Consider the following 26,884-nt stretch of genomic DNA (forward strand, 5'->3'; position numbering starts at 1 on the left):
CCGGCGGTGCGCTACCGGCGCTCGAGCGGAACGAACACCCGCGGCTGGTTCTTCCAGCTCGGCTCCATCTCGGAAATGGTGTCGCGCATGATCCGGTTCGAGGCCTCGCGGGCGGCGGTGGCCTCCCCGGCGGCGATGGCTTCGGCGACCTCCACGTGCCACTGCAGCGCCGTCTCCCGCGGGTGGTCCGGCATGAGGCCGTGGATGGTGCGGCCGGTCAGGGTCTCGGTGACCTGCCCCACCATGTTGGCGAACATCTCGTTGCCGGAGCCGGTCAGCAGCAGGGAATGGAACAGGATGTCCAGCTCCAGGAACCGGGGCACATCCCCGGCCTGCCCGGCGTCCCGCATGGCGTGCGAGACCTCCACAAGTTCCCTGCGGAGCTCCTCGGGGGCGTTGGCAGCTGCCAGTTCGGCGGCCACCGGCTCTACGGCGGTGCGGAGCTCGGCCAGGGAGCGCAGCTGGGCGCCACGGCCCTCGCCGGCCAGGCGCCAGCGGATCACGAGCGGATCGAAGGGATTCCACCGGTTGGAGGGCAGCACCCGGATACCGACGCGCTTGATGGTCTCAACCAGGCCCAGGGACTGCAGGACGCGGACCGCCTCCCGGACCACCGAGCGGGAGACCTTGAGTTCGTCCTCAAGATGCTCGGCAAGCATGACGTGCCCGGCCGGAAGCTCGCCGGCCACGATCCGGGTCCCGAGGTGCTCAATGGCACGATGGTGGAGGCTCGTTGACATAGTCGTAAGCATAATGCTGCAAGCCTCGCCCGGGCCGATCGGCGGCCCGGGCGCAGGTGATCATAGACTGTTTGTGACGCGCAGTATTCCGCTACGTGGGCGCTGCTTTCCCGCAGCCCGCGGAAATACATATGGTTTATGTACAGCCACAAAAATCCCAAGGGCGGGTCCGCCCTCTGCGGTGCACCTTCCCGAGTCCTAGTTGAACGTCGCACATGAATCGCCGTACACAGATGGCGTACAGAAATGAATTGGAGTTTTGATGTCAGCACACATCGGTGTCACCGGCCTTGCGGTGATGGGGGCCAACCTCGCACGCAACCTGGCCCGGAATGGCTTCACCGTTGCCCTGCACAACCGGTCCGTGGAGAAGACAGACGCCCTACTCGCTAAGCACGGCGACGAGGGCGACTTCGTCCGCACGGAAACCCTCCAGGAGCTCGTTGATTCGCTGGAGAAGCCGCGCCGCGTGCTGATCATGGTCAAGGCCGGCAAGCCGGTCGATTCCGTGATCGAGCAGCTCGAGCCGCTCTTGGAAGCGGGCGACATCATCATCGACGCCGGCAACTCGCACTACGAGGACACCCGCCGCCGCGAGGCTGCCCTCGCCAAGAAGGACCTGCACTTTGTCGGCATCGGCGTCTCCGGCGGTGAAGAAGGCGCCCTCAACGGCCCCTCGATCATGCCCGGCGGCTCCAAGGAGTCCTACGACGCCCTCGGCCCGCTGCTGGAAAAGATCGCCGCCCACGTCGACGGCCAGCCCTGCTGCGCATGGATCGGCACCGACGGCGCCGGCCACTTCGTCAAGATGGTCCACAACGGCATCGAATACGCCGACATGCAGGTCATCGGCGAGGCCTTCGACCTCCTGCGCTCCGGCGCCGGGATCGAACCGGCCGAGCAGGCCAAGATCTTCGAAGAGTGGAACAAGGGCGACCTCGCCTCCTTCCTGATCGAAATCTCCGCAGAGGTCCTCGGCCACGTCGATGCCAAGACCGGCAAGCCGTTCGTCGACGTCGTGGTGGATGCCGCCGGCCAGAAGGGCACCGGCCGCTGGACGGTCATCTCCGCGCTCGAGCTCGGCTCCCCGACGTCGGGCATCGCCGAGTCCGTCTTCGCCCGCGCCCTGTCCTCGCAGGCCGAGCAGCGCGTCCTGGCCCAGGAACTGCTGGCCGGCGGCGAGGCCGCCGTCGAGGTCCCTGAGAGCTTCGTCGAAGACGTCCGCCAGGCGCTCTACGCTTCCAAGCTGGTTTCCTACGCCCAGGGTCTGGACATGCTCACTTCCGCGGCCAAGGAATACGGCTGGGACCTGAAGCTGGATGAAATCGCTTCGCTGTGGCGCGGCGGCTGCATCATCCGCGCCGAACTGCTCAAGGAGATCACCAAGGCCTACGCCGCGGCGGAAAAGCCGGCCAACCTGCTCTTCGCACCGGCGTTCACCAAGGCGATCGCCGACGTCCTCCCGGCCTGGCGCCGTGTGGTGGCCACCGCGGTGCAGCTCGGCATCCCGGTACCGGTCTTCTCCTCCTCGCTGGCCTACTACGACGGCCTGCGCCGCAAGCGCCTGCCGGCCGCCGTGATCCAGGGCCAGCGCGACCTCTTCGGTGCGCACACCTACGGCCGGGTCGACGCCGAGGGCACTTTCCACACCCTCTGGGGCGAGGACAAGTCCGAGATCGAGGCAGTGGACACGCACTAGTCCGCACCGCGAACGGCCGGCGCTTCCCGATACTGTGGGAGGCGCCGGCCGTTCGTGTTTCCGCGCCGCACCCGCCCCAGACGTTCAGCACCCAGTTCAGCACCGAGTTCAGCGCCCAAGGAGTTCTGCCCATGCCCCAGCCCGTAGCGTTTGTCACCGGTGCGTCCACCGGGATCGGCTTCGAAACCGCGAGGAAGCTGGCCGCGGCCGGCTTCACCGTCTACGCCGGTGCCCGCCGGGTGGAGAAAATGGAACCTCTGAAGGCCTCCGGCGTCAACGTGGTGGCCCTGGACGTGACGGAAGAGGAGTCCATGAGCACCGCCGTCGGGGAAGTGCTGGCCGCGCACGGCCGCATCGACGTCCTGGTCAACAACGCCGGCTACGGGACGTACGGCTCGCTCGAGGAAGTGGAGCTCGCCGAGGGGCGGCGGCAGTTCGACGTCAACGTCTTCGGCCTCGCCCGCATGACCCAGCTCGTGATCCCCGCCATGCGGGCCGCGCGGGCGGGCCGGATCATCAACATCTCATCCATCGGCGGCAAGATGTACGAGCCGCTGGGCGCCTGGTACCACGCGACGAAGTTTGCCGTGGAGGGCCTGAGCGATTCGCTGCGGCTCGAACTCAAGCCGCACGGCATCGACGTGGCCATCATCGAGCCCGCCGGGACGCAGTCGGAGTGGGGCACCATTGCGGCCCAGGGGCTGCTGGCCAGCTCCGGGAGCGGCCCCTACGCCGGCCAGGCCAAGGTGGTCGCGGCCGCGCTGGCCACCACGGACAACGCCGCGACGTCGGCGCGGCCGGAACTCGCGGCCGAGGCCATCCTGCACGCGGCCACCGCGCGGCGGCCCAAGACACGGTACCCGGTGGGAGCCAGCGCCCGGGGGATCCTGCTGCTGCGCCACCTGCTGCCGGACCGGGCGTTCGACGCCGTCCTGTGGAACATCTACAAGCGGTTCCCCGGCTAAAGTTTCGATGCAGCGCAGCGGAACCCGACGTGGCTCATCCCGGTGTCGATCATCTGCGGCCGCCGCGCGGCGGGCCGGTACCGCCGGCAGTAGTTGTCGGCGCAGAGGAATGAACCTCCCTTGATGACCTTGCGCGGAACCGGAGCCTGACGCGGGTCGATGCTGGAGTCGCGCTCTCCGCCCCGGGGATTGCGCGAGGCACAGCATCCGGGGCCGGCGTCGTGCTGCTGGTACCAGTCACTGGTCCACTCCCACACGTTTCCAGCCATGTCATGGAGCCCGTACCCGTTCGGCGGGAAGGAACCCACGGGCGTGGTCGAGCCGTAGCCGCGGCGTGCCCTCCAGGGGAAGTCGCCGTGCCAGTAGTTCGCGCGCGGCGTGTGCGCGTCCTCCGGGTCCTCGCCCCACGTGAACCGCGCACCATCGAGGCCGCCCCGGGCGGCGTATTCCCATTCCGCCTCGGTTGGCAGACGGCATCCGGCCCACACGGCGTAGGCTTCGGCGTCCTCGTACGCGACATGCACCACCGGATGGTCCGCGCGGTCGGCGATGGTGGTGCCGGGCCCGAACGGCCGTCTCCAGTTCGCGCCCGGCGTCCACGCCCACCACTGGCTGAGGTGCCTCAGGTCGACGGGGCCCGGTGTTCCCGTGAAGACCATCGAACCCGGGACGAGGTTCTCGGCCGGCGCACCCGGAAACATCTCCGGGTCCAGCGGCCGCTCCGCGACCGTGCGGTACCCAGTGGCCCGCACGAAGCTCGCGAACTCGCGGTTGGTAACCGTTGCCGGGCTGATTCAGAACCCGCCGACCCGCACCCTGTGCGCCGGGGCCTCCTCCGGGTAGTGCTCATCCGAGCCCATCACGAACTCTCCGGCGTCGATGCGCACGAACCCCTCCGGAGCGACGGGCGGCGTGGCGGGGTGAGGAATCAATCGCCACCGGCCAGGAACGCCTGCAGCTTCTCCACGGCCTGGTCGATGCTGAAGGTCGCCGCACGCTGGCGCGGCGGGAACTCCTCGAACGTGGCGAGGAACTCTGTCATGAGGGCCTGGGCGGCGAAGATGAGGTAGTCGTTCTCGAAGAGCCAGTCGAAGTACGTGTTGGAGGTGACGTCGGCCCGTTCGAAGGGGTCGGTGCGCATGTTGAACAGTTTCGGGATCCGCAACTGCACGAAGGGTTCGAACCACACCTGCAGCGTGCCCTGCACGCGCTGCTCCATGAACACGACCTTCCAGTTGTCGTACCTCAAGGCGAGCACGTCGCCGTCGTCGGAGAAGTACACGAGCCCCTTCCTGGGGCTCCCGGTGACTTCGCCCGTGAGGTATGGGAGCAGGTCGTAGCCGTCGATGTGGACTTTGTAGGTGCGGCCGCCGATCGACTTGCCCTGCTTGAGTTCCTCGACCGTGGTCGTGTCGCCGGCGGCGGCGAGGAACGTCGGCAGCCAGTCATGGTGCTGGATGATCTCGTTGGACACGACCCCTGCCGGGATGTGGCCCGGCCACCGGATCACCTCGGGGACGCGGAACGCGCCCTCCCAGTTGGTGTTCTTCTCGCTCCGGAACGGGGTCATTCCGCCGTCGGGCCACGTGTTCATGTGCGGGCCGTTATCGGTGGAGTAGATCACGATCGTGTCCTCGGCAAGGCCCAGTTCGTCGAGGTGGTCCAGGAGCCCGCCGACGAGTTTGTCGTGGTCGATCATGGTGTCGTGGTATTCGGACTGCCAGCGGCCGGCCTGGCCGATGCTCTCGGGCTTCGGGTGCGTGCGGAAGTGCATGTGCGTGGTGTTCATCCACACAAAGAACGGGTTGCCGGCGCCATGCGCGCGCCCGATGAAGTCCTTGGCCGCGGCGCCGAACTCCTCGTCGATCGTCTCCATGCGCTTTTTGGTGAGCGGGCCGGTGTCCTCGATGCGCTGCCTGCCGCGAGGGCCGAACCGCCCGTCCACAGTGTCGTCCTCGTCCTCGGTGGCCCAGGAGCGGATGACCCCGCGCGGCCGTGCCCGGTCGTTGAAACCGGGGAAGTCCTGGACACTGGGCCAGTTGGGCGATTCCGGCTCCTCCTCGGCATTGAGGTGGTACAGGTTGCCGTAAAACTCGTCAAAGCCGTGGGCGGTCGGCAGGAATTCGTTCTTGTCGCCCAGATGGTTCTTGCCGAACTGTCCGGTCACGTAGCCGTGCGGTTTGAGGACCTCGGCGATGGTGGGGTCCTCGGCACGCAGGCCGAGGTCCGCGCCCGGCATGCCGACCTTGCTGAGCCCGGTACGGAACACGCTCTGCCCGGTGATGAACGAGGCACGCCCCGCGGTGCAGCTCTGTTCGCCATAGGAGTCCGTGAACCGCATGCCTTCCTCGGCAAGGCGGTCAATGTTGGGTGTGCGGTAGCCCATCAGCCCGTCGCTGTAGCAGCTCAGGTTGGTGATGCCAATGTCATCACCCCAGATGACCAGGATGTTCGGCTTACCGTTGGGCATGGCGCGCCTCCTCGCAGGCTCGGACGGCGCCAATTCAAGGACATTCCTAAAGGACACTGCATGTTTAGGACACTGCACGCTAGGACACTGCACGGACGGACGCGCCGCTGTGCTCGACATCCTAGTGACACGGGGAGCAGGGGAAAAGACTTCCGCCGCCCCGGAGCGGCCCTAGATCCGGTATTCGATCAGGTATTCGGCCGGGTCGACGGCGGGTTTGGTCTCGCGCTGCGCGTCGCGGTGCCGCCAGGTCGCAGGCACGCCGGTGACGATTGATTCGGCCGGGGCATCCTTGACCACGACGGCGTTGGCGCCGACGGCGCTGTCCCGGCCGATGGTGATGGGGCCCAGGATCTTGGCTCCGGCGCCGATCACCACGCGGTCCTCGATGGTGGGGTGGCGTTTGATCTTGGCCAGCGAGCGGCCGCCGAGGGTCACCCCGTGGTAGATCATGACGTCCTCGCCGATCTCGGCGGTCTCACCGATGACCACGCCCATGCCGTGGTCGATGAAGAAGCGCCGGCCAATGGTCGCGCCGGGGTGGATCTCGATCCCGGTGAGGAACCGGGCGAGCTGGGAGATGAGCCGGGCCGGGAACCGCAGGGCCGGGTTTTGCCACAGCCGGTGCGTCAGGCGGTGGAACCAGATGGCGTGCAGGCCGGAATAGGCGAAGAAGTTCTCAAAAGAACCTCGAGCCGCCGGGTCGTGGGACCGGGCGGCGTCGAGGTCTTCCTTCAGTCTTGCGAAGAAGCTCACAAAGACCTTTCTGGGGAATCGTGGGACGGCGGCAGTGACTTTAGCCGCGGATGTCGTCGTACAGCACGGTGGAGATGTAGCGCTCACCAAAGTCGCAAACCACAGCAACAATGAGTTTACCGGCGTTCTCGGGGCGTTTGGCGAGCTCCAGGGCCGCCCAGACGATCGCGCCGGAGGAGATGCCGCCCAGGATACCTTCCTTGATGCCGAGATCGCGGGCAACGCGGACGGAGTCTTCCAGGGTGGCGTCGATGACCTCGTCGTAGACGTTGGTGTCCAGGATTTCGGGGACGAAGTTCGCTCCGAGACCCTGGATCTTGTGCGGGCCCGGGGCGCCGCCATTGAGGATGGGGGAGTCCTTCGGCTCGACGGCGACGATCTGGACGCCCGGCTTGCGTTCCTTCAGGACCTGCCCGACGCCGGTGACGGTGCCGCCGGTGCCGACGCCGGCGACGAAGATATCCACCTTGCCGTCGGTGTCAGCCCAGACTTCCTCGGCCGTGGTGCGGCGGTGGATCTCCGGGTTGGCCTCGTTGGCGAACTGCTGGGCCCAGATGGAGTTCTCCGTGTTGGCCACGATCTCCTGGGCCTTCTCCACGGCTCCGCGCATGCCCTCGGAACCGGGGGTCAGGACGATTTCGGCGCCGTAGGCGCGCAGCATGACCCGGCGCTCGGTGGACATGGTTTCCGGCATGGTCAGGATGACCTTGTAGCCGCGGGCCGCGCCCACCATGGCCAGGGCGATTCCGGTGTTGCCGGAGGTGCCTTCGACGATGGTGCCGCCGGGCTTGAGGGCACCGGCCTTCTCGGCAGCGTCAATGATGGCGACGCCGATCCGGTCCTTGACGCTGTTGGCCGGGTTGTAGAACTCCAGCTTGACGGCCACTGTGGCGTCAAGGCCTTCGGTCAGCCGGTTCAGCCGGACCAGCGGAGTTCCGCCGACCAGCTGGGTTACATCGTCATAGATCGGTGCCATGTATGTATGCCTGTCTTTGAAGAGGGTTGACTGAGGTCAGCCTAACGAGCGCGTACAGGCCCTAGCTAAGCATTAAGCCACGCAGAGTAATATTTCCTCGCCTTGGCCAGCTTCGGGTTGATGATGACCTGGCAATAACCCTGCTCGGGGTACTTGGCGAAGTAGTCCTGGTGAATTTGCTCCGCCACATGGAACTGCGGCAGCCGGCTGACCTCGGTGACGATCGGATGCCGCCACAGGGCCTGGTTCCGCTCGATCGCCTCCTCGAACAGGATTTTTTCCTCGGTGGTTTCGTAGAACATCGAGGAACGGTACTGCGTCCCGACGTCGTAGCCCTGCCGGTTCAGGGTGGTGGGGTCGTGGAGGACGAAGAACATGTCCAGGATGACTTCGGCGGGGATGACGTCCTCGTCGAACGTCACCGCCACCACCTCGGCGTGGCCGGTGGTCCCGGAGCACACAGAGTAATAGTCGGGGTCGCGGTCATGGCCTCCGGTGTAGCCCGAAACGACCGAACTGACACCCTTGGTTTTCTGGTAGACGGCGTCGAGGCACCAAAAGCAGCCTCCGCCGAGGACAAAAGTTCTCATGACCTCTTCAATGGTTCGACGGTCCAGATGATTCCCCACCCACCTTACGAGACCCTTACGAGTGTCAGGGGCGCCCGCGGATAGGGTAAAAATGGGGGTATGGAACCTGTGAACACCGATGTTTCAGTGGAGTCCGACGGCGCTGCTGCCGCCGACGACGGCGCTACCGGCCACGGCGAGGCCCCCGGCGCCGCGACGCTGGGCATGATCCAGCTGGCGGTGGAGGAGCTCTGGCCCGAATCCTTGGCCGAGGACTGGGACGAGGTGGGCCTCGTGGCGGGCCATCCGAACGCCGAGGTGCACAGGGTCATGTTCGCCGTCGATCCGACCACGGACGTGATCGAGGAAGCCATTGAATTCGGCGCCGAACTGCTCATCACGCACCATCCGCTCCTGCTCAGGGGCGTGACGTCGGTCGCCGCGAATACGGCCAAGGGCAAGGCCGTGCACCGCCTCATCGAGTCCGGGACCGCGCTGATGACCGTGCACACCAACGGGGACTCCGCCGTTGGGGGAGTCTCCGATGTCCTGGCCGATGCCCTGGGCCTGCTGAATGTCGCCCCCCTGACTCCCGCCGCGAACGGGCTCCCCGAAGAAGGAATCGGCCGGGTCGGGGACCTCGAGGAGGTCCTGACGCTGGGTGATTTCGCTGCCCGGGTGTACGGCATCCTGCCCTCGGTGGCCGGCGGCGTCCGGGTATCGGGTGACCGGGACGGACTGATCCGGCGGGTAGCTGTCTGCGGCGGCGCCGGCGATTCCCTCTTCGGGGAGGTGCGGGCCAGCAACGCGGACGTCTACGTGACAGCTGACCTGAGGCACCACCCGGCATCGGAAGCCCGGGAGGCGGCGGTCAACGACCGGCCCTACCTGATCGATGTGTCCCACTTCGCCAGCGAGTGGCTATGGCTGCCCGCGGCCGCCGAAGCGCTGGGCAACGTGCTCACCGACCAGGGCCACGACGTCGAGATCCGGGTCAGCACCACCAACAGTGATCCGTGGGACTTCATTCTGACTCCGGCCGGGGACTAGAGTCTAGGGAGCGCCGATACGGTGCCCGGCTTCGGCCGGATTGGATTTAGCGGAGGTAAATAGTGGCCAAGGCAGCACCGGCGGAACAGTTGAAGTTGCTCGAATTGCAGGGACTCGATGCCAAGCTCAAGTCCTTGTCCAACCGCCGGCGAAGCCTTGAAAGTGACTCCCGGATCACCGATCTTGAAGCTGCACTCAGTGTGGCCAACGGTGAACTCGGTGCAGCAAAGGTTGCCGTCCACGACGCCGAGCTCGAGCTCAAGCGCTCCGAGGCCGACGTCGAGCAGGTTGCCTCCCGGATCGAACGCGACGAGGCCAGGCTCAACAGCGGAACGGGCCTGTCCAAAGACCTCGTTGCCCTGCAGCGGGACCTCGTTTCCCTGAACAAGCGCCGCTCGGACCTCGAGGACGTTGAGCTGGAGGTCCTCGAACGGCTCGACTCGCTGCGTGCCCGCCAAGTGGCCCAGCAGCAGATCGTGGACGACATCCAGGGCTCCTTCGGCTCCATCCGCGCCGAGCTGGACGAACAGCTGGCAGAGATTGCAGCCGAGGCCACCGTGGTGCGCGGGCAGCGGGCCGAGTTCGCCGCCGCCCTCGACGCCGGCATGCTGGCCATCTACGAGAAGACGCTGGCTAAGCGCGGCGTCGGCGCTGCCCGGCTCTTCCACGGGACCTCGGAAGGCTCGGGCATGCACCTGAGCCCGGGCGACCTCGCGGAGATCAAGGCCGCCGCCGAGGACGACATCGTCTTTTGCCCGGATTCCGGCTGCATCCTGGTCCGCTCCGCCGAGTGGGCCTAACCACCCAACTGACTAACAGCAGGGGCCGTTCTGAGTGTTCAGAACGGCCCCTGCTGTTAGCTAGTTGGGCAGGATGATGTTCAGGGTGTGCGGCTTCCGGGCCGTGCCCTCGACCAGTTCGGCAACCCACTTCTCGGCCGCCGCCTTCTGCAGCTGCGCCGGGGTCGTCGGCGCCTTGCCCCGGCGGGTGAGCAAATGGCGTGCCAGCTCGCCCCGGGTGTGCTTGGCAAAATGGCTGACCACCTTGCGCACGCCGCCTGTCTCGGTGAAGACGTTCACGGCCACGGTCTGTTCCGGCGGAGGAGTCCAGGCCGCGGCGTAGGTGCTGGACCGGCAGTCCACCAGGAGCTCGCCCGCGGCGGCCACCGCCAGGGCCTCGCCCAGTTGCGGCTTCCAGAACGAGGCGAGCCGCCCGACGTCGGGCAGTGAGATCCCCATCGACAGCCGGTAGGCCGGCACACGGTCGGCGAAGCGGATGGCGCCCCACAGGGCGGAGACCACCAGCACCGACGCGTCTGCCTGCTTCCGCTGCGCCGGGGTCAGGGAGTCATAGCCCAGGGCGTCGAAGAGCACGCCGGAATAGACCTGGTGGGCCGGCGCAGCAGGTTCCGCGTGCAGGCGGGTGTTGCGTTCGACGTCGGCACTCAGCGAGGCGCCGACGCCCAGCAGCGCCAAGGCGTCCTCATGGGCGCTGACTGTGCCCAGCGCGTCCAGAACCCTGGCCCGGGAGCTGTTGAGGGCGGGAAAGCTTAAGGCGGTCCAGTCGGCGGCGTTCCCGCGCGTGGCGGGAGTCTTGCCCTCGGAGGGCGGCAACAGAATTAGCACCGTACGATCCTACCGGCGCCGGCGGCGCCGGGTTCAGGCGAGGTTGTAGCCCAAGAAGGACAACACATCGGGCAGGACGGACCGCCAGTAGCTGTAGTCGTGGCCGCCGGGCCGGAATTCACCCTCGACCTCGCCCGGGAGTCCAGAACGGTAGGCACGAACCGTGGAGGCAAGCTCGTCGCCGGTGCCGCAGTCGACCCGCTTGGGCAACGCGGCGAGTCGGGGTCGGAGCGCGAACACGTCATGGGCCGCGAAGTCGGCCGGGCCGTCCAAGGCCGATTCCTGGCGTGGGTCGTAGTGGTCCCAGACCGCTGGGCTCATGGCCGCGACGGCGCGGACTCCGGGCAGCCGGCCCTGCGAGGCGAGCAGCAGGGAACCGAAGCCTCCCATGGAGAGGCCAAAGAGGCCGATCCTGCCCAGGTCGCAGCCCTGGCTGCCCAGGAACGGAACAAATTCCCTCACCAGCATCGACTGGGTGTCGCTGCCGTCGGCGCGCGGGTGCCACCAGGTGTTTCCGCCGTCCACGGCAGCGATCGCGAAGGGCGTGCCGCCGGCGTCGAGGTGCTGTTGGAGGGCCTCTTGGGCGGCCAGGTCCTCGAGTAGGACGGTGTGGCTGCCGTTGAGTCCGTGAAGAAAGACGGCCAGGGGCAATTCCGGCTGTGTGCCGCCGGGCGGCAATTCGGGAGCGGCCAGGGACCAGTGGCTGGCGATCCCGGGGCGGTAAGCCGAGACGAATGAGCCTGAGCTGGTCCGGACTGTCAACGGGACGGCGGGCGCCGGGGGCGTTGTCGCCGTCGGGCCCGCTGGTACGGGCGGAGCGGCTGGTGCTGGCGGAGTCATTTCGGCGGGCGCGATGCGGGCAGTGCAGGCCGTGAACGCGGCCGCGCCCAGGCCGATTCCCGCCAGCTCCAGCAGGCGTCGCCGGGTCAGGGCAGACTCGTCCATCTTCCGATAATAGGCCCGGGGGTCCGGCGCGGTCCGGACGTGTCACCGGAGGCCCCCGCGCTGACCGTAGAATGGACAGCGGATGGGTTGACCAGGCGGCCGCGCGTCACGCAAGTGGCTCGAGGAACGTCCGGGCTCCGCAGAGCAGGGTGGTGGGTAACGCCCACTCGGGGTAACCCGCAGGCCAGTGCCACAGAGAACAGACCGCCTGCGTGCGGCGTGTGTTTGCACAGGCCGCAGGGCAGGTAAGGGTGAAACGGTGGTGTAAGAGACCACCAGCTTCCCGGGTGACCGGGAAGGCTAGGTAAACCCCACCCGGAGCAAGGCCAGACAGGGCACGTTTGAGGGCTGCTCGCCCGAGTGTCCGGGTAGGCTGCTGGAGGGCGTCGGCAACGGCGTCCGTAGATGGATGGCCGCTACTCCCGCGCCGGCAACAGCGCGGGAACACAGAACCCGGCGTATCGGTCAACCCATCCATCCACTTGGGCGTCGCGAAGTCCAGTCCTGCCCGGCAGGATTCGGCCGTCACAGGCTGCCGGCCGGGGTCGCGTGACTGCAGGGTTGCAAGCTTGGGAAAACCTTGAGGCGTGGTTGACATCATCCCCGCGAGCCCCGACACTTCAATGAACGCTTCAAGTAACGGTGCATGAGCGATGGTTGAGGAGTCATAGTGCCGGACGACGCAGCATATGACTATGTCATCGCCGGCGGTGGCACAGGCGGCAGCGTCTTGGCCGGCAGACTTAGTGAAGACCCTTCCATACGCGTGCTGCTGCTCGAAGCAGGAAAATCCGACCGTCATCCGTTCATTCACATGCCCGCGGGCTTCCCCAGACTCAAGGGGGGCCCGTATCAGTGGGCTTACAACAGCGTTCCGCAAAAACACAGCAACGGCCGCAGCATCGCGCTTCCCCAGGGCCGGGGACTCGGCGGCGGCGGCTCCATCAACTCCCAGGTCTTCACGCGGGGCGTGGACGAGGACTACGACGGGTGGGTAGCGGACTACGGCTGCGAGGGCTGGTCTGCCGCTGAGGTGTCCAGGTATTTTGTCCGCTCGGAGTGCAACTCCAGACTCGCAGGACCCCACCACGGAACCCAGGGGCCGCTTGGCGTCTCGGATCCCCGGCGTCCGCACACGCTCTCGGCGGCTTTCGTGCAGGCCGGACAGGAGTTCGGGCTGCCGTACAACAACGATTTCAACGGCGCCGAACAGCACGGCGTCGGTTTCTACCAGACCACCACGAAGAACGGCCGCCGGTGCAGCGCGGCCGTGGCCTACCTCAAACCCGCGCGCAAGCGCAACAATCTCACGGTCCGCGTCAACGTGACCGTTTCCAAAGTGGTCATCAGGAACGGCCGTGCCGTCGGCGTGCAGGCAGTCGAGGACGGGGTTGCGAGAACCTACGCCGCGCGGCGTGAGGTCATTGTCGCCAGCGGCGCCTTTGGATCGCCGAAGTTGCTGCAGCTTTCGGGGATCGGCGACCCGGCGGACCTCGCCGCCGCCGGGATCGACGTCCTCCATGCCCTCCCAGGCGTCGGGAAGAACCTCCAGGATCACCTGGACCTGGACATCATCTACGAACTCACCGACGACCACAGCCTGGACCGCTTCAACCGTGTGCGCCCGGCGACGGTCCTGGCCGGTCTCGAGTACCTGGCCTTCCGCTCGGGACCGTTCGCGTCCAACCTTGTCGAGGCCGGCGGTTTCAGTTACGCCAACAAGGATGAAAAAACCCCTGACCTGCAGTTCCACTTCCTGCCTGCCGCGCGCTCAGAGCCGGGCATAGCGTCGCTGCAGCCCGGGTTCGGCATGACGTTGAACTCCTATTTCCTGCGCCCCCGCAGCCGCGGGACAGTCCGGGTCGCATCCTCAGACCCTACACAGTCGCCGCTCATCGATCCGGATTTCCTCGCGGACGACTATGACCTGGAGATGACGATCGCCGGCGTGCAACAGAGCCGCCAGATCATGGAGCAGACATCGATCGCAGCCTTCATCAAAAAAGAGCACATCGGTGACGGCTCACGGGTGAAGACCCGCGACGAGTACGTGAAATTCGTGCGCTCCCACGGAAGGACTTCGTACCACCCGGTCGGCACCTGCGCCATGGGGACCACCGATGATTCGGTCGTCTCGCCCCGGCTGAAGGTCTACGGGCTGGAGGGATTGCGGGTGGTTGACTCCTCCATCATGCCCCGCCTGATCAGCGCCAACACGCAGGCGCCGACCATCATGATCGCGGAAAAGGCCGTCGACATGATCCTGGAGGACGCAGCCCGGCTGGCGCCAGGAGTGAGTGGTTTGGCCGGCTCCTCTAAGGCCCCGGACGGTATGTGAGTCATTTCACGCGCAACAGGGCACCGGAGCATGCCGGGCCGCCCGTAGAATTGATGGTGAACGTAGAAGTTCTGCCGCCGGGTCTGCGTTCGCAGCCGGCGGTTTTTCTTTGCGCTCGATGAGGCGCCCGGGGTGGACCGAATCCCCGCCGGTGCCCGGTACCGGACACCCTCCGGCGGCCGACTTCCCCCTACGAGGACGTAGGGGGTGGATTCTAGGAAGGTAGTTCTGTGAGCCAGACGTCAGATTCTTGTCTTGATACGTGGATGGGCCGCGAGGCGCTCGCCGAGGCCATGATCCCCGTGATCGGCCGGCTGTACCGCGAGAACAACGTGGTGACCTCCATCCACGGACGCAGCCTGATCAACAAGTCCACCATGAATATCCTCAAGGCCCACCGCTTCGCCCGCCGGATGAGCAAGGAAGAACTGCGCCTCGAGGAGACGGCCCCGCTGTTGGAGGCCCTGACCAAGCTGGATCTCGGCGCCGCGGCGATCGATGTTGCCCGCCTCACCGAAAAGTACCGTGCAGAGGGCGACGGCGCCAGCCTGGATGAGTTCCTCCGCGGGGAACTCGCCGAGATTGTCGGCAAGCGCGGCGGCGACGACCGCACCAGCACCGACGTCGTACTCTACGGCTTCGGCCGCATCGGTCGGCTCCTGGCCCGGCTCCTGATTGAAAAGGCGGGCGGCGGCCACGGCCTGCGCCTGCGCGCCATCGTGGTACGCCGCGGTTCCGACAACGACCTTGCCAAGCGCGCCAGCCTGCTGCGCCGCGACTCCGTCCACGGCTCTTTCGAAGGCACCATCAAGGTGGACCTCGAAAACGACACCATCACCGCCAACGGCGTCCAGATCCAGGTCATCTACTCGGACAACCCCGCCACGATCGACTACACCGCCTACGGCATCCACGACGCCCTGGTCGTGGACAACACGGGCCGCTGGCGCGACGCCGAAGGCCTGTCCCAGCACCTGAAGAGCAAGGGTGTGTCCCGGGTTCTCCTGACCGCCCCGGGCAAGGGCGAGCTGAAGAACATCGTGCACGGCATCAACCACGGCACCATCGCCGACTCGGACACGATCGTCTCGGCGGCCTCCTGCACCACCAACGCCATCACCCCCGTGCTCAAGGCCATCAACGACCGCTACGGCGTGGTGCACGGGCATGTGGAGACGGTCCACTCTTTCACCAACGACCAGAACCTGATCGACAACTTCCACAAGGGTGACCGCCGTGGCCGCTCCGCCGCGCTGAACATGGTGATCACCGAGACCGGTGCCGCCAAAGCCGTCGCCAAGGCCCTCCCGGAACTGCTCGGCAAGCTCACGGGCAGCTCCATCCGCGTTCCCACCCCGGACGTGTCGCTGGCCATCCTGAACCTGAACCTGGAGAACGGCACCACCAAGGACGAGGTCAACGACTACCTGCGGGAAATGTCGCTGCACTCCGAGCTGCGCAAGCAGATCGACTACATCGATTCGCCCGAGGTTGTCTCCACGGACTTCGTCGGCTCGCGCCGGGCAGGCATCGTGGACGGCCTGGCCACGATCTCCAACGAGAAAAACCTCGTGCTGTACGTCTGGTACGACAACGAGTTCGGCTACAGCTGCCAGGTGGTCCGCGTCATGGAGGAAATGGCCGGGGTCAACCCGCCGTCGTTCCCCGCCAAGGACGCGGCCTCCATCCTCGAGGCCGCCGGGCTGCCCGTAGGCCTCTAGCCCCCGGGCAACCGTTCCTGACCGCGACTTATTCCCCTTTTCCCGGCCGGTTCACTGGAATCGGTCGGGAAAGGGAACCACAATGGTGCCATGGAACAGAACCCGGTTGTTGAACACGAGACCACCCTGGAACACGCGCTGGACGTCGCGCGCAGCAACGCGAAGGAAGCCAAGCGGCTGCTGGACGACGCCATGGTCAAACGCGAGGCCGGTGAAGTCAATGACGACCGGGTGAAACAGCTCCAGTCACTGCTGGACCTGGCCAACCAGGACCTGAAACGGGTCACCCGGGAGCAATAGCCGACGGCGTTTTCCGCCACCGCTCCCCAACACTGTGGACAACCTCCCGGGTGTCAGAGCACCCGCGTAGGCTCGGGTCGTGAAGCCAGAACGCCGCCTGCGGCCGCCCTCATGACCGTCACCTGGACGGAGTTCCGCCGCGCCCGGCGCAGATCGCGCCAGGCGTGGCTTCTCCTCGCCGCGGCCGCACTGGCCCTGCTCGGCGGCCTGTTCTGGTTCTTCACTGCCGGCCAGTTTGCCGCGGCCGAGCCACGGACCCCGGGTCCCAGCGAGGCCCCAGTGCTTGCCCGCGAGTGGATGAAGCCGGTGGAGGCAGTCCGGTCCGTACCGGCGGGCACCGCCGCCGGCGTGCTAGACACTCTTGCGGTCAAGGGACGGTCGGCAAAGGACAATTACGACCGGAGCGCCTTCGGCCAGGCGTGGCTCGACGTGGACCGCAACGGCTGCGATACGCGCAACGACATCCTCCGGCGGGACCTGGCGGCCACGGAATTCATCAGCGGCTCGCAGTGCCAGGTGGCCGGCGGCACGTTCCAGGAACCGTACACCGGCCGTATGATCGTGTTCCGGCGCGGCCCCGACACCAGCGCGGAAGTGCAGATCGACCACGTCGTGGCACTGGGCGACGCGTGGCAAAAGGGCGCCCAGCAGCTCACCGCGCAGCAGCGGGAGCACCTGGCCAACGACCCCCTCAACCTGATCGCCGTCGACGGCCCCACAAACCAAGACAAGAGCGCCTCCGACGCCGCCACTTGGCTGCCGCCCAACAAGGCTTTCCGATGCCACTACGTTGCCCGCCAGATTTCGGTCAAGGCGGCCTACCAGCTGTGGGTCACGGCTGCAGAGAAGGAGGCGATGAAACGGATCCTCGCGTCGTGCCCAGGGCAACAGAGCATCGTTCCAGGCTGACGGCAATGTGTCCTGTCCTGGCGTGCCCAGCACCAGTATTCATACCTCGGGCATGGGAGTTCCCCGTCACGGCTTCCGGGCTGGAGGACCCTTGTAGCCGTTCTGCTAACGGGCCAAAATGGGCGCGGCGGGACAAAGCGCCCGCCGGAATACAGGAACGGAACCATGGCACATCGCACGGACGAGTCCGGCAAGGGGCACGCCGGTCACAAGAAGGGCTCCGCACGGCGGCGGGGCCGGCTGAATACCGGAATCTACGAGGCCGAACTTCTCCGGCTCCAAGGAGAACTGGTTGCCCTCCAGGAGTGGGTCAGGAGCAGCGGGGCGAGGGTCCTCATCATTTTTGAGGGTCGGGACGCCGCCGGCAAGGGGAGTGCGATCAAGCGGGTCACCGAATACCTGAATCCGCGGTTTGCCCGGATAGTCGCATTGCCGGCGCCGACGGAACGCGAACGCGGTGAATGGTATTTCCAGCGCTATGTGGCGCATCTCCCCGCCGCAGGGGAAATCGTCCTGATGGACCGCTCCTGGTACAACCGTGCTGGCGTCGAACACGTTATGGGCTTTTGCACCCCGGCGGAACACAAGCGCTTCATGGCACAGTGCCCGGTTTTTGAACGGCTCCTCATCGACGATGGCATCCTGCTCTTCAAGTACTGGTTCTCGATCAGCCATGCGGAACAGGAGCGGAGGTTCAAGTCCCGCCTGGACGATCCCTTGCGGCAATGGAAGCTCTCGCCGATGGACCGGGAGGCAATCTTGCGGTGGGAAGACTACTCGCGGGCCAAGGACGACATGTTCGTGCAGACGGACACCGCGGAATCACCGTGGTACGTCGTCGAAGCAGAAGACAAGCGCCGGGCAAGGATCAACGTTATCGCCCACCTGCTCTCCAGCATCGAATACACCGAAGTGCGGACAGAGCCGGTGACCTTGCCGGAGCGGCCGAAGGCCGTCAACTACACACGCCCGCCGCGGGAACTGTTCCACTACGTCCCGGACTTCGCGGCGAGCCTGGGGAAACCGGTCGAGGGCTGAGAGGCACGTGAACCCGCCGGGGCGGCCTGCCGGCTTGGGGGCACGCCCGCGGAGAAGGGAAGCGCAATTGACCCTGCTTTGTAGACTGCAGCATGGACATTGTGAAATACGTGACGCCGCTGCTGGGCAGCTGGCAGGGAAAAAACCGCCTCCGGATCATGCCCACGGACGACTACAAGGATTCGGCGGCCACGGCCACCGTCGAGGTGACCGCGGCGCACTTCGCAAGCGTCGCCTACACCTGGTCAGACGGTGCGAGCCCCCAGGAGGGTCTCCTGCTCCTGGCCGGTGGTGCGTCCGACGAGGACCCGGCCACCGCCGTGTGGGTGGACTCCTGGCATACCGGCAAGGCACTGATGCAGTTCTCCGGGACAGTGGACGGGGACGGAATCCTCCGGCTCAACGGCTCCTATGCGGCTCCCAGCGGCCCGGATTGGGGCTGGCAGATCCACATCCACCCGGGCGAGACCGCACGCATCACCATGCACAACATCGTCCCAGGTGAAGACCCATATCAGGTGGTGGACCTGGCACTCGACCGGTAGGGTACCGGCATGGACATTATCCTCGTACCCGGATTCTGGTTGGACGCCTCATCGTGGGAGGACGTCACCCCGCCGCTCACCGCGGCCGGGCACAAGGTCTACCCGCTGACCCTGCCCGGCCTGGAGTCGGTCGATGCGCCCCGCGCAGGCATCGGCCTGCGCACGCACATCGACGCCGTCGTGGCGAAGATCGATTCCTTCGACGCGCCGGTGGTCCTGGTGGGCCACTCCGGCGGCGGCGCCATCATTCACGGCGCCGTCGATGCCCGCCCGGACCGGGTGGCCCGCGCAATCTACGTGGACAGCGGCCCGCTGGGCGAGGGCGGGGTCATCAACGATGAACTCCCGGCCAACGGCGACGACGTGCCGCTGCCGCCGTGGGAGCTCTTCGAGGACGCGGACCTCACCGACCTGACCGGCGAGCTGCGCGCCATGTTCCGCGCCCGCGCCGTCCCGCAGCCCCGCGGCGTGGCCCAGGACCGGCAGCAGCTCAAGGATGAACGCCGGTTCGAGGTCCCGGCCACCGTCATCGCCTGCGAATTCCCGTCCTCGATGCTCACGGAAATGATTGCCGGGGGCCACCCGTTCGTGGCGGAGCTCGGGCGGGTCCGCGACGTCGACTACGTGGACCTGCCAACCGGCCACTGGCCGCAGTTCACCAAGCCGGCCGAGCTCGGCGCCGCCATCCTGGCCGCCGTCGACCGCACTGCGGGGAGCTAGCCGGCGGCGTATCCGTTGCGCCGGTGAAATTTCTGGGCTGGGAAATTTTTGAACTGGGAAATATTCTGAGCTGGGGAATTTTCAGGCTACGCGGTCAGTGGCCGAACGGGTCCGGATCCACGCCCGGCATCCAGGTCAGGCCGGGAACACCCCAGCCGCTGCGCTTGGCCTGCTTCATGGCCTTGCGCGAATAGCGGTCGATCAGCCGGTTGACGTAGAGCTTGCCGTTGAGGTGGTCGTACTCATGCTGGATGACCCGGGCGAACCAGCCGGTCGCCTCGAATTCCACCGGATTCCCGTCGCCGTCGAAGCCCTGGACCCTCGCCCATTCGGCCCGCTTGAGCGGGTACTGGCCTCCGGGGAAGGACAGGCAGCCCTCCTCTTCCTCGTCGGGGTCCGGCAAAGCGCCGGAGACCTTGGACAGGGTCAGGACCGGGTTGACGACCGCGCCGGTGGGCGGGGCGCCGTCGTCGTTTTCGTACTTGTACACGAAGAGCCGCTTGCCGACCCCCACCTGGGGTGCGGCAAGCCCGACGCCGTTGGCGGCGTCATTGGTCTCGAACATGTCGGCGATCAGGGTGCGGAGCTCGTCGTCGAATACTTCGACTTCCGCGGCCCGGCGGTGCAGTACGGGCTCGCCCCAGATCGTGATGGGCAGGACGGTCATGTCAGGAAATTTCCTCAGGCTGTTGGAGTCGCGGCAGCTCAGCCGGCGATGGTGCGGCCGACGACGTCGCGCATGATTTCGTTGGTGCCGCCGAAAATCGTCAGCAGCCGGGCGGCCAGGAAGGCCTGTGCCACCGGGTACTCGAGGATGTAGCCGTAGCCGCCGTGCAGCTGCAGGCAGCGGTCCGTGACGGACTTGGCGCGCTCGGAAGCCCACAGCTTGGCGCGGGCAGCGCCGGCGGCGTCGAGCTCCCCGGCGTTGAAGGCCAGGATGGCCTGGTCCACGTACGCTTCGGTGACCTCGACCTCGGTGAGGATGTCGGCCAGCTGGAAACGGCTGTTCTGGAAATCGATGATCCGCTCGCCGAACGCGTTGCGGTCCTTCGTGTAGCGGACGGTCTCCTCGTACATGGCGCGCACGACGGCGGAGCTCGCCACGGCGATCGCCAGGCGGCCCTGGGGGAGCTGCTCGGCGGCGTACTGCAGGCCCTTGCCTTCCTCGCCCACGAGATCGGCATGCGGGACGCGGACATTGTCGAAGAACAGTTCGGCGGTGTCGGAGGCTTTCAGGCCCATCTTGTCCAGCTGCTTGCCGGTGTTGTAGCCCTCGCCCTTCTGGACCATGAACAGCGAGAACGAGTCGTGGTTTCCGCGTCCGGTGCCGCCGTCGGTGCGGGCCAGGACCAGCGACGCGTCGCCGGAGATGCCGTTGCCGATGAACGTTTTCTGGCCGCTGATCAGCCAGTCGTCGCCGTCGCGCACGGCCTTGGTGCGGATGCCGCGCAGGTCCGAGCCGGCGCCCGGTTCAGTCCACGCGATCGAGGTGACCTTCTCGCCGGAAACCATGCCCGGCAGCCAACGGGACTTCAGGTCATCGGAGCCGTAAGCCAGCAGGTGGGGGAGGACCATGTCGTCGTGCAGGTGGAATGCCAGGCCTACGGCGAGGTGGTTGCTCTTGGCGAATTCTTCGTCGAGCACTGCGCGGAAGCGGTAATCGGACATTCCCATGCCGCCGAAATCTTCCGGCACGGCGAGGCCCAGCAGGCCCTGTTCACCGGCCGTCGACCACAGGTCCCGGGACATCATGTGGTCCTCGTCCCATTTGGCGTAGTGAGGAGCAACCGCGCGGACGTTGAACTCGGCGGCCATCTCACGGAACATCTCGTGGTCTTCTTCAAAGAGCTTGCGCTTCACTGCGTTTCCTTCCAACGACAGATCCCGGGACGACTGCACGGACAACAAACCAAAAAACCAGAAAACACCGTACAGACAACAAAGGCCGCACCGGATATCCGGTGCGGCCTTTGGAAAAGGTCGGACAAATCACTGCCGTCCTTCATGAGGGTGAGCGACGGGGGTTGAACCCGCGACCTCCTGGACCACAACCAGGCGCTCTGCCAACTGAGCTACGCCCACCATGTGCCGTATCAGGCCCTCCGGCGAACCGGCTGGCTGGAAAGGCAACGACAAATAGCTTACCTGTTGTTCGGGGGTGCTTTTGCCACTTTTGCGGTTTTCACCAAAATTTCGTCAAAAAGTGGTGCAGATTACTTTCCGGCGGGCTCGTTTTTCGAAGGATCGGCTTCGTTGCCGCCCATGACGCGCTTGGCGATCCGCTGCGCCGTGGCGCTGTCCGGGCCCGGTGCGGGGACGAAGACGGCCTCGCGGTAGTACCGGAGTTCGTCGATCGAGTCCTTGATGTCGCCGAGGGCACGGTGCCCGCCCATTTTGGCGGGGGACTGGAAGTAGGCCCGGGCAAACCACCGGCGGGAGAGCTCCTTGATGGTGCTTACGTCGATGACCCGGTAATGCAGGTGCTCCACGACGTCGGGCATGTCACGTACGAGGAACACGCGGTCGGTGCCCACGGAGTTGCCGCCGAGCGGGGCTTTCTTCGGGTCCGGCACCCACTTCTTGATGTACTCGAGAACGGCGGCCTGTGCCTCAGCCATGGTCTTGCCGTGCGGCAACTCCGCCAGGAGGCCGGACCGGGTGTGCATGTCGCGGACAAAGTCGTTCATCTGGGCCAGCGCGGCGTCGTCGGGCTTGATGACGACGTCGACGCCGTCACCGAGAATGTTGAGCTCCGAATCGGTCACCAGGGCGGCCACCTCGATGAGGGCGTCATTCTTGGTGTCCAGGCCGGTCATTTCGCAGTCGATCCAGACGATGCGTTCGTTAGTAATAGGCACCCGCCCAGCCTACCGTTCCGACGCCGCAGAGCCGTCCGGTGCTAGGATTTCGGATACGCGGCCGTCGAATTAATTCGTCAACTCATTTCGTGAACGCGGCGCCCCGGGCCGGACAATGCGGCCGGCTGTGGGCGGAAACATGGCCCACAACAGATTGGACGATCCTGACATGACGGCGCCTGTGCCAGCGGCGGGGGAAACGGCAGTCGGTTCGTCCCTCACGTCCCCGTCCCGCCCCTCGGAATCCGGCCAGCCTGGGTCCGCCCGGCGTGGGCTGGGCTCGCTTGTGCCGCGCCCGGCACGGGACGATTCTGCTGGCGACGTCGACAACCCGCGGTCCCCGATCCTTGCCGGGTTCCTGGGATCGTTGTTCATGACGATCGGCTCGATCGGGGTCGGCTGGCTCGCCCCCGCGTCAGAGCTCCGCCGCGTTCCGCTGTTCATCTGGATGCGCACCGAGGCGTTTGGTGTCGCCCTGTCCATTGTCCTGTTGGCCTTTGGCGGCATGCTGCTGGTCCGCGCATGGCTGCGGCTCGGCCAGCGCGTCCGGGTCTGGGGAGATGGCGCCCGGAAGGCCACGCTCCAGGCGACGGTGGCCTGGGGCCTGCCCCTGATGTTCTCCGTGCCGCTGTTCAGCCGTGACGTCTACGCGTACATCGGCCAGGGCCGGCTCATGGTGGAGGGCTTCAACCCCTACGAAAACGGGATCTCGGCGCTGTCCAACTACTTCCAGCTCGGCGCCGACAGGATGTGGACCGAAGCACCGGTCCCATACGGGCAGCTGTTCCTGTGGATCGAACAGTTCGTGGTCTGGGCCACCAACGTCCACCCCGAAGGCAGCATCATGCTGTTCCGGCTGGCCGCGCTGGTGGGCGTGGTCCTGTGCGTGATCTACGTGCCAAAACTGGCCGAACTGCACGGCGTGAACCCCAACCGGGCCCTGTGGCTGACGGCAGCGAACCCGCTGTTCCTCACCAACTTCATCGCCAGCGTCCACAACGACTCGCTCATGATCGGCCTTGCCCTGGCCGGGCTCTATTACTGCGCCACGCGTCGGGTCATCCTCGGCATCGTGCTGGTCACGCTGTCCATCTCGGTCAAGCCGATCACGGTGGTCTTCCTGCCCTTCATCGGCCTGCTCTGGGCGGGCAAGGGTGCCAGCTGGCCGCGCAAGGTCCTCTTCTGGGCACTTACGGCAGGGCTCAGCCTGGCCCTGTTGTACGCCATGAGCCGGGTCAACGGCTTCGGCTTTGGCTGGATCAACGGGCTGTCCGCCCCGGGCAGCATCTGGATCTGGTACGCGCCCGTCGGCCTGGTGGGCCTGATGGTGGCCTCCATCTCCAACGCGTTCGGCCTCGACGGCTGGGGGCTGGCCAAATGGGCGTTCGACGCCGGCAAGCTGCTCGCCGTCGGGATCGTCGCCTGGCAGATCTTCCGCGGTGACTACGACCGCCTGATGCGCCGCCTCACCCTGGCGTTCGCCGCGGTCGTGCTCCTGTCCCCAATGATCCAGTCCTGGTACATCGTCTGGCTCATCCCGCTCTTTGCCGTCACGGGCATCCGCGACGACTGGCAGGTCAAGGCGCTGTACTTCATCGTGTCTTTCTTCATGGTGTACGCGATCTCGGACCAGCTCGATGTCTTCCCGTACCTGCAGACCGCGGACCTTGGCTTGGCGCTGGCTCTGGCCCGCAATGCCGCGGCCATCATCGCCCTGCTGTTTGCCCTGTATCTGATCTTCCTGGACCCGAAGACCAAGCAGCTGTTCAGCAAGTCGGACGAGCCGGTCACGACACGGCCCATCATCTAGCGCTGATTCTGGCTAGGCGGGCAGGTTCCTGAGCGCTTCCGTGCGCGACAGCGGGCTGAGATCCGCCCAGTGCTGCTCCACGAACGCCCGCACCCAGTCCGGATCCGTCCGGGCGTACTGGCGCAGGGCCCACCCAATCGCCTTCCTGATGAAGAACTCAGGATCCTTGAGGTTGGCCTCGATCACGGCGGCCAGGAGGACCGTGTCAGTGGCTGATTTGGCCCCCAGTTGAGCGGTGATGGCGGCCCGCCGGACCCAGAAGTCCTGGTCCCTGCTCCAGCGCTCCAGTACCGGCGTCAGCTCTGCCCGGTGGGCCAGCAAGAGCGAGCCCAGCCGGTGCGCCACCCCGTCCACAAGGTCCCACCAGGCCCCGGTGCGGATGATTTCCTCGTAGACGGCGAGCATGCTGAGTTCCCCGGCGGCGAGCTTGAGCCCGGTGAGGTCGATCGCGGCGTAGCGCTCCTCACGGCAGGCGGCGTTCCGCCACAGCGCGAGCACGGTTGACTGCAGTTCCGCCAGGCTGCCCGGAGGGTGCGCCGCGGCTGCGGTTTTGACGATCCTGCGGACCTCGGGCACCCGCACGCCCAGGGACGGCATCTGCGATTTCATGTAGGCCTGCGCCCCCGCGGCGCGGCTTGGGTCGGCCGCAGCCTGCAGTTGGCGGCGGATCGCGTCAATCAGTTCCGTGGTGACTTCAGTGGCGGCCATGAGGCCACTGTAGACATCCTGCGGCGGGCTCTAGAGTTGATGCCAGCAAGCCGCGGCTCCGCGTCGGAAGGAAAACCATGTCCATGATCAAGAGTCCCGAAGAGATTGCACTGATGCGGGAGGCGGGCCGGGTGGTGGCCAATACGCTCGCGCGGGTCCGGGAGGCCGCCGTCGTCGGCGTCTCGCTCAAGGAGCTCGACGAAGTCGCCGCGGCGTCAATCGCCGACGCCGGTGCCACGCCGGCGTTCCTGAACTACCGGCCGCGCTGGGCGTCCGTCCCGTTTCCCGGGGTCATTTGCACGTCCGTCAACGACGCCGTCGTGCACGGCATCCCCAACGGGTACCGGCTGCAGGACGGGGACCTCCTGAGCGTGGACTGCGGCGCGTTCCTGGCGGGCTGGTGCGGCGATGCTGCTGTCAGCTTCATCGTGGGGACGGCCGACCCGGTGGACCAGGCCCTCATCGACGCCACGGACGCTGCCCTGGCGCGGGGGATCGAGGCAGCAAGGATCGGGAACAAGATGGGAGACCTCGCCTACGCGATCGGTGGAGCGGCGCGCCGGGCAGGCTATGGGCTGCTCGCCGATCACGGCGGCCACGGGATCGGCCGGACCATGCACGCCGAGCCGCCCGTGCCCAACGACGGGCGCCCCGGCCGGGGCATCAAACTCACCGAAGGCCTGGTCATCGCCATCGAGCCGATGCTGATTCTGGGCCGCAAGGACGACTACTACCATGACGAGGACGAGTGGACCCTCCGCTCGGCGAACGGCCGCCGCGCCGCGCACAGCGAGCACACCGTGGCCATCACGGCTGACGGGCCCGTGATCCTAACACTGCCCTAAGTCGTGGCCTTAGGACTCGGCTTCAGGACTCGGCTTCAGCGACCGCGGGCGGTGACGTGCGGCGGACGACGGCGCGTCCCGGCACCGCGTCGCTGACCACCGTGAAGCCGGCGGCCACGAAGAGCTCCAACGTCCCGTGATAAAGGTCAGCCGGGCCCGCCTTAGGCCGTTGCGCGGGGTCCACCGGGTAGCCCTCCACCACCGTGGCGCCGTGGGCGAAGGCGTGTTCGACGGCGGCTGCCAGGAGGGCTCCGGCCACACCGGTTCGGCGATGGCCGGGGGCCACGACGAAACAACTGACCGACCACGGATGGTCAGCTGCCGGGGCTTCAGGCGCCGCAGCGTCCGGCGCCGTTTTTGCGGCGGCCAGCACCTTCGAGCGCAGGATCCTCGGATAGCACTCACGCGGCTCCACGGCACACCACCCCACGGGCTTCCCTTCGCGGAAGGCCAGCACGCCGGGAGCCGGCCGGCCGCCGTCGAACTTGTCCCGCAACTGGGCCTTCCGCTGGTCCGGGGTGGTCGCGGACCACTCGCTGCCGGTCACCGCGAAGAACTGGCACCAGCAGCGTGACGGTTCGCCGCGGACGCCAAAGAGGCGTTCGACGTCGGGCCAGTCCGCGGCCGCGGTGGTGATGGCTGCCTGGCCCCCGGATTCTGCTGTGCTCATGGAAAGAGGGTAGCGCCTGCCGTTTAGCGCGTGCGCGTCCCCGGGCTGGCCTGTCGCCGGACACGATGTGCGGCGAGCCTCAGCTGAATGATGCGGGCGGCTCCGGCGATCGCGACAAGCACGCCGCCGCCGACTGCCGCGATGAACAAGGCAATGCCGAGCGGGACGGAGCCTTCGAGGCCAAAGAACTTCACCTGCACATATTCCTGGTTCTGCAGGATGAAGGCGATGAGCACGATCAGCACCACCAACGCGCTGGCAACCGCTGCCCAGACCATTCCCGCACGGGTGACCTGGCGCGTCTCCGGGGCCGGGGCCGCGGGCGGCTGGCGAGTCTCCGGGGCCGGTGCTGCGGGAACCTCTGCACGGGAGGTGCCAACTTCGGAGGTCCCTGGCCCGGACGTTGCGTCAGCGGTCCCCGTGTACTGTGCGGTTGGGGCATCGTCGGGAGTGTTGGGGTCGAATCTGCGAGGTGTCTCGGTCATGGCGGCCGTGCCTTTCGATTGCGGACAGGGCGCACAGGCTTTCCCTGACGGCCTGCCTGTCAACTCAATACTAAGCCTGCTGATGGCTCCAGGGGTGTCCGGGCAGCTGGGCGGGGTCCGGGCCAACCGCGCATACCGGTGA

General features: G+C 66.6%; 28 protein-coding genes, 1 tRNA gene and 1 other RNA gene. 14 read left to right on the plus strand and 16 right to left on the minus strand.

What is annotated here, in order from left to right; all coding sequences use genetic code 11:
• Positions 1 to 11: 11 nt before the first annotated feature.
• Entirely contained in the window at positions 12 to 740 is a 729-nt protein-coding gene (locus tag AB4089_RS07680; RefSeq protein ID WP_441408705.1) for a FadR/GntR family transcriptional regulator, read from the minus strand.
• Positions 741 to 1,002: 262 nt separating this feature from the next.
• On the opposite strand from AB4089_RS07680, the gene gndA reads away from it, so the two are divergent.
• A complete protein-coding gene (gndA, locus tag AB4089_RS07685; protein ID WP_441408706.1) occupies positions 1,003 to 2,439 on the plus strand; it encodes an NADP-dependent phosphogluconate dehydrogenase in 1,437 nt (478 codons plus the stop codon).
• A 131-nt stretch (positions 2,440 to 2,570) separates the two neighbouring features.
• Complete coding sequence (locus AB4089_RS07690) at positions 2,571 to 3,404, plus strand: oxidoreductase (RefSeq protein WP_441408707.1); 834 nt, start codon at positions 2,571 to 2,573, stop codon at positions 3,402 to 3,404.
• Here AB4089_RS07690 and AB4089_RS07695 read toward each other — a convergent pair.
• The 6 genes from AB4089_RS07695 to msrA all read right to left on the minus strand — a co-directional run bounded on the left by AB4089_RS07695 (position 3,401) and on the right by msrA (position 8,196).
• Positions 3,401 to 4,198 carry a formylglycine-generating enzyme family protein gene (locus AB4089_RS07695; protein ID WP_441408879.1) on the minus strand — a complete coding sequence of 266 codons (798 nt, stop codon included), beginning with the start codon at positions 4,196 to 4,198 and terminating at the stop codon, positions 3,401 to 3,403. The genes AB4089_RS07690 and AB4089_RS07695 overlap by 4 nt on opposite strands.
• Positions 4,199 to 4,336: a hypothetical protein gene (locus AB4089_RS07700; RefSeq protein ID WP_441408708.1), complete on the minus strand. Its 138-nt coding sequence runs from the start codon at positions 4,334 to 4,336 to the stop codon at positions 4,199 to 4,201.
• Positions 4,333 to 5,874, minus strand: a complete 1,542-nt coding sequence (locus tag AB4089_RS07705) for an arylsulfatase (protein WP_441408709.1) — start codon at positions 5,872 to 5,874, stop codon at positions 4,333 to 4,335. Before AB4089_RS07705 ends, AB4089_RS07700 begins: the two co-directional genes overlap by 4 nt.
• 171 nt (positions 5,875 to 6,045) lie before the next feature.
• Positions 6,046 to 6,630: a serine O-acetyltransferase EpsC gene (epsC, locus tag AB4089_RS07710; RefSeq protein WP_018773413.1), complete on the minus strand. Its 585-nt coding sequence runs from the start codon at positions 6,628 to 6,630 to the stop codon at positions 6,046 to 6,048.
• A 40-nt stretch (positions 6,631 to 6,670) separates the two neighbouring features.
• Entirely contained in the window at positions 6,671 to 7,606 is a 936-nt protein-coding gene (cysK, locus tag AB4089_RS07715) for a cysteine synthase A (RefSeq protein ID WP_441408710.1), read from the minus strand.
• Between the two features lie 65 nt (positions 7,607 to 7,671).
• Positions 7,672 to 8,196 (minus strand): peptide-methionine (S)-S-oxide reductase MsrA, encoded by a 525-nt coding sequence (msrA, locus tag AB4089_RS07720; protein ID WP_441408711.1) that lies wholly within the window; start codon positions 8,194 to 8,196, stop codon positions 7,672 to 7,674.
• 99 nt (positions 8,197 to 8,295) lie between these two features.
• Here msrA and AB4089_RS07725 point away from each other — a divergent pair, with 99 nt between their 5' ends.
• The gene (locus tag AB4089_RS07725) at positions 8,296 to 9,225 is read left to right on the plus strand and encodes a Nif3-like dinuclear metal center hexameric protein (RefSeq protein ID WP_441408712.1); all 930 of its coding nucleotides are present in this window, start codon (positions 8,296 to 8,298) and stop codon (positions 9,223 to 9,225) included.
• 62 nt (positions 9,226 to 9,287) lie between these two features.
• Positions 9,288 to 10,025, plus strand: a complete 738-nt coding sequence (locus tag AB4089_RS07730; protein WP_441408713.1) for a zinc ribbon domain-containing protein — start codon at positions 9,288 to 9,290, stop codon at positions 10,023 to 10,025.
• A 60-nt stretch (positions 10,026 to 10,085) separates the two neighbouring features.
• Here the strand turns inward: AB4089_RS07730 and AB4089_RS07735 are convergent, their stop codons facing one another.
• Both AB4089_RS07735 and AB4089_RS07740 read right to left on the minus strand, forming a co-directional pair.
• On the minus strand, positions 10,086 to 10,850 hold the full coding sequence (locus AB4089_RS07735; RefSeq protein WP_441408714.1) for a YaaA family protein: 765 nt from the start codon (positions 10,848 to 10,850) through the stop codon (positions 10,086 to 10,088).
• Between the two features lie 33 nt (positions 10,851 to 10,883).
• On the minus strand, positions 10,884 to 11,795 hold the full coding sequence (locus AB4089_RS07740) for an alpha/beta hydrolase (protein ID WP_441408715.1): 912 nt from the start codon (positions 11,793 to 11,795) through the stop codon (positions 10,884 to 10,886).
• A gap of 83 nt (positions 11,796 to 11,878) precedes the next feature.
• Between AB4089_RS07740 and rnpB the strand changes: the two genes are divergently transcribed.
• The 8 genes from rnpB to AB4089_RS07780 all read left to right on the plus strand — a co-directional run bounded on the left by rnpB (position 11,879) and on the right by AB4089_RS07780 (position 19,366).
• Positions 11,879 to 12,272, plus strand: an RNA gene (rnpB, locus tag AB4089_RS07745) — RNase P RNA component class A.
• 193 nt (positions 12,273 to 12,465) lie between these two features.
• Positions 12,466 to 14,133, plus strand: coding sequence for a GMC family oxidoreductase (locus AB4089_RS07750; RefSeq protein WP_441408716.1), 1,668 nt, complete (start codon positions 12,466 to 12,468; stop codon positions 14,131 to 14,133).
• A 230-nt stretch (positions 14,134 to 14,363) separates the two neighbouring features.
• Positions 14,364 to 15,854 carry a glyceraldehyde-3-phosphate dehydrogenase gene (locus AB4089_RS07755; protein ID WP_441408717.1) on the plus strand — a complete coding sequence of 497 codons (1,491 nt, stop codon included), beginning with the start codon at positions 14,364 to 14,366 and terminating at the stop codon, positions 15,852 to 15,854.
• A 90-nt stretch (positions 15,855 to 15,944) separates the two neighbouring features.
• Positions 15,945 to 16,154 carry a hypothetical protein gene (locus AB4089_RS07760; RefSeq protein WP_441408718.1) on the plus strand — a complete coding sequence of 70 codons (210 nt, stop codon included), beginning with the start codon at positions 15,945 to 15,947 and terminating at the stop codon, positions 16,152 to 16,154.
• 111 nt (positions 16,155 to 16,265) lie between these two features.
• Positions 16,266 to 17,063 (plus strand): HNH endonuclease family protein, encoded by a 798-nt coding sequence (locus AB4089_RS07765; RefSeq protein ID WP_441408719.1) that lies wholly within the window; start codon positions 16,266 to 16,268, stop codon positions 17,061 to 17,063.
• 165 nt (positions 17,064 to 17,228) lie between these two features.
• Entirely contained in the window at positions 17,229 to 18,101 is an 873-nt protein-coding gene (gene ppk2 / locus AB4089_RS07770; RefSeq protein WP_441408720.1) for a polyphosphate kinase 2, read from the plus strand.
• A gap of 92 nt (positions 18,102 to 18,193) precedes the next feature.
• Positions 18,194 to 18,646, plus strand: coding sequence for a DUF1579 family protein (locus tag AB4089_RS07775; protein WP_441408721.1), 453 nt, complete (start codon positions 18,194 to 18,196; stop codon positions 18,644 to 18,646).
• A 9-nt stretch (positions 18,647 to 18,655) separates the two neighbouring features.
• The gene (locus AB4089_RS07780) at positions 18,656 to 19,366 is read left to right on the plus strand and encodes an alpha/beta fold hydrolase (RefSeq protein WP_441408722.1); all 711 of its coding nucleotides are present in this window, start codon (positions 18,656 to 18,658) and stop codon (positions 19,364 to 19,366) included.
• 94 nt (positions 19,367 to 19,460) lie between these two features.
• Here the strand turns inward: AB4089_RS07780 and def are convergent, their stop codons facing one another.
• The 4 genes from def to orn form a co-directional block, all read right to left on the minus strand.
• Positions 19,461 to 20,033, minus strand: a complete 573-nt coding sequence (gene def / locus AB4089_RS07785; protein WP_441408723.1) for a peptide deformylase — start codon at positions 20,031 to 20,033, stop codon at positions 19,461 to 19,463.
• A gap of 38 nt (positions 20,034 to 20,071) precedes the next feature.
• The gene (locus AB4089_RS07790) at positions 20,072 to 21,226 is read right to left on the minus strand and encodes an acyl-CoA dehydrogenase family protein (RefSeq protein WP_441408724.1); all 1,155 of its coding nucleotides are present in this window, start codon (positions 21,224 to 21,226) and stop codon (positions 20,072 to 20,074) included.
• A gap of 149 nt (positions 21,227 to 21,375) precedes the next feature.
• Positions 21,376 to 21,448, minus strand: a tRNA-His gene (locus AB4089_RS07795).
• Between the two features lie 131 nt (positions 21,449 to 21,579).
• Entirely contained in the window at positions 21,580 to 22,224 is a 645-nt protein-coding gene (gene orn / locus AB4089_RS07800) for an oligoribonuclease (RefSeq protein ID WP_441408725.1), read from the minus strand.
• Between the two features lie 169 nt (positions 22,225 to 22,393).
• On the opposite strand from orn, the gene mptB reads away from it, so the two are divergent.
• Positions 22,394 to 24,034, plus strand: coding sequence for a polyprenol phosphomannose-dependent alpha 1,6 mannosyltransferase MptB (gene mptB / locus AB4089_RS07805; RefSeq protein WP_441408726.1), 1,641 nt, complete (start codon positions 22,394 to 22,396; stop codon positions 24,032 to 24,034).
• A 12-nt stretch (positions 24,035 to 24,046) separates the two neighbouring features.
• On the opposite strand, the gene AB4089_RS07810 is transcribed toward mptB, so the two are convergent.
• Positions 24,047 to 24,742 (minus strand): DNA alkylation repair protein, encoded by a 696-nt coding sequence (locus AB4089_RS07810; RefSeq protein WP_441408727.1) that lies wholly within the window; start codon positions 24,740 to 24,742, stop codon positions 24,047 to 24,049.
• A gap of 77 nt (positions 24,743 to 24,819) precedes the next feature.
• Here AB4089_RS07810 and map point away from each other — a divergent pair, with 77 nt between their 5' ends.
• A complete protein-coding gene (gene map, locus AB4089_RS07815; protein ID WP_441408728.1) occupies positions 24,820 to 25,587 on the plus strand; it encodes a type I methionyl aminopeptidase in 768 nt (255 codons plus the stop codon).
• 22 nt (positions 25,588 to 25,609) lie between these two features.
• On the opposite strand, the gene AB4089_RS07820 is transcribed toward map, so the two are convergent.
• On the minus strand, positions 25,610 to 26,257 hold the full coding sequence (locus tag AB4089_RS07820; RefSeq protein ID WP_441408729.1) for a GNAT family N-acetyltransferase: 648 nt from the start codon (positions 26,255 to 26,257) through the stop codon (positions 25,610 to 25,612).
• A gap of 23 nt (positions 26,258 to 26,280) precedes the next feature.
• Complete coding sequence (locus tag AB4089_RS07825) at positions 26,281 to 26,742, minus strand: lipopolysaccharide assembly protein LapA domain-containing protein (protein WP_441408730.1); 462 nt, start codon at positions 26,740 to 26,742, stop codon at positions 26,281 to 26,283.
• Positions 26,743 to 26,884: the final 142 nt, after the last annotated feature.

Source organism: Arthrobacter sp. 2MCAF15, assembly GCF_052115605.1.
Lineage (GTDB): Bacteria > Actinomycetota > Actinomycetes > Actinomycetales > Micrococcaceae > Arthrobacter.